The 1,926-nt window shown below is 38.1% G+C and carries 2 protein-coding genes; both read right to left on the reverse strand.

What is annotated here, in order from left to right; all coding sequences use genetic code 11:
* On the reverse strand, window positions 1-194 hold a 194-nt coding region (locus A6E03_RS18355; protein WP_176703509.1), incomplete at its 3' end, for an alcohol dehydrogenase catalytic domain-containing protein.
* A 275-nt stretch (window positions 195-469) separates the two neighbouring features.
* Entirely contained in the window at window positions 470-1,747 is a 1,278-nt protein-coding gene (locus A6E03_RS18360; protein WP_065601478.1) for a dicarboxylate/amino acid:cation symporter, read from the reverse strand.
* Between the last annotated feature and the right edge of the window lie 179 nt (window positions 1,748-1,926).

Genomic DNA, 1,926 nt, shown 5'->3' on the forward strand with positions numbered 1-1,926 from the left:
CCTTCTGGATCATCACCAGATAGAGTGAATAAATCAGTGTGACATACGCCAGTAGCAACGATGCGAACTAAAACTTCACCGGCTTTAGGAAGTTGAACATCTACTTCTTCCATTTTAAGAGGTTCGCCAGCAGCCCAAGCTACCATTGCTTTAGATTTAATTGATGTTTGACCTGGTTTAATATCGAGAGCCATTGGATTTTCCTTATTAATATATTCGAATGAGCAGTCAACTAAAGCCTAGTTGAATTTGTCTTTTCTGCTGTCTCGTTTTGATGTGGCTAGTATAGGTGTTTCTAAAGAATTGATAATCCCCCTAAAATGAAAATGATTTTTACTAAAATGTAATAATTGCGGCTATTTTAGCTAGTGATAACTTCTTTATACATGAAAAGGTGAATAATAAAGGAGGATTTAAAGGCCATATCAGATAAAAAGTCATTAAACGTGAGGGCTTTTTATTATTTAAGTTATGCAGGAATATCCTGTGTGAAGGTTTCTTTTTTAGCTGATTGTGTTTGCCATTTATCGATAACTAAAGCGGCAATCATGTCTCCTTCAACATTGACAGCAGTACGGAAAGTATCAAGCGGGCGTTCAATAATTAACAAGATCGCGATGGCTTCAAGTGGGATCCCTGCGGCTAGAAGCACCAGTTGCATACCTGACATCGATCCTGATGGCATTCCTGGTGCGCCAACAGATGAAACCATGGCCATGATAAAAATCATGACTAATCCTGATGTTGTTAAATCAACACCAAAAAGTTGAGCTAAGAATATCGCAGCAACACCTTCGAATAATGCAGTTCCATCCATATTCATTACCGCACCAAGGGGTAATACCATACTGCTGGTACTTTGTGATACTCCAAGTTTTTCTTGGGCACTTTGCATTGCTAATGGCAAAGTTGCAGAGCTAGAAGAGGTAGCAAAAGCCATCGCCATAGGAGCGGAGATCGCTTTAAATAAGGTGGTATATTTAATGCCTGTTGCTAGTTTTGCAATCGTTGGTAAAATAATGGCGCCATGAATTAAAGTAAGAACAAAAACCAGTAGAGAAAACAGAGCTAGCTGTTCAAATAAAGATGCACCACCACGGATCGTGAAGTCAAAAACAATGGCAAATACCGCCAGTGGAGATATTTTAATTATCCAACCTACTATCGTATTAATGCTTTTATTTAAGCCACTGAGTACATCAAAAATAGGGTGTTTTTCAGGTAATGAAGAGAGTAAAGCCCCCCCTAACATGAATGAAAACACTACAATAGCAAGTAAATTCCCCTGAGTTAATGCGGCCACTGGATTAACAAAAGCCATATTTAGCAGTTTACCTGCAATGGCAGCGCCGCCAGCGGACTCCTCACTAATGAGCCGAACGTTATCACCAACAGGTGCAAACTCAGTAAGAGGCTGCCATGCAGGTAATAGTAATGAAGCACCTAAGCCAAGAGAAATAGCTAACAAAGTGGTAAAACTGTAAAACAATAAGGTATTACGACCGACTTGTTTTAATCGAGTGATAGAGCCAATGCTTGTAATTCCTTGAAGTAAGGAAAACATCACGACGAGACCGACGACCATTTTAAGTAAACCGATATAAGTGACTTTTCCTAACATAACTAATTGATACCAAGAAGCTTGGGTTACGTCAGTTGTAGGAGAAATAAATAGGGTGAAAAACCATGCAAGTAATGCGGCTAGTAGCAATTGCAAAGGCAAAGATTGACGAAGTTTAGACAACATAAAAATGGTTTCCAGTGGTTTGGATAAGATGCATTTATACATTTATTGAAGAATTATTCCTTTAATAAACGTATGTACCTTTAAAAAATAAAGCCCGTTTGAAATGAATCTAACGGGCTTTACGTTTAGTTAATGATCGTTAAGTTTTAACTATTTAGATCTTATTTATCCATATGTAG

The sequence above is a fragment of the Aliivibrio sp. 1S128 genome, from assembly GCF_001691065.1.
GTDB lineage: Bacteria > Pseudomonadota > Gammaproteobacteria > Enterobacterales > Vibrionaceae > Aliivibrio.

Excerpts from the sequence above, each read along its gene's own strand:
- A6E03_RS18360 (WP_065601478.1), bottom strand. The coding sequence starts at position 1,747 with ATGTTGTCTAAACTTCGTCAATCTTTGCCTTTGCAATTGCTACTAGCC.